General features: G+C 55.5%; 1 protein-coding gene. It reads left to right on the forward strand.

Going from position 1 to position 292, the window contains the following annotated elements:
* Positions 1–292 (forward strand): ATP-binding cassette domain-containing protein (locus CHK_RS07750; RefSeq protein ID WP_046443479.1); only part of this gene is annotated, 292 nt, incomplete at both ends.

Consider the following 292-nt stretch of genomic DNA (forward strand, 5'->3'; position numbering starts at 1 on the left):
CGGGGAGAAATCCTTGGCTTTGGCGGCCTTGTGGGAGCAGGGCGAACGGAAGTAATGCAGGCGCTGTTTGGAGCAGACCGGGTGGAATCGGGAGAAGTATACCTGAACGGGAAGCAGATCAGGATCAAGAATCCGGGAGAAGCCCTGGACCACGGAATCGGACTGATCCCGGAAGACCGGAAGAACCAGGGAGTACTGCTGGGGCTGTCGATCAAGGAGAACGTGACGTTCAGTTCGCTCAAGCAGGCAATGAAGGGACCGTTTGTAGATAACAAAAAGGACTCTGCGATTG

Origin of the sequence: Christensenella hongkongensis (assembly GCF_000981035.1) — a bacterium.
In the GTDB taxonomy this organism is placed as follows: Bacteria; Bacillota; Clostridia; order Christensenellales; family Christensenellaceae; genus Christensenella; species Christensenella hongkongensis.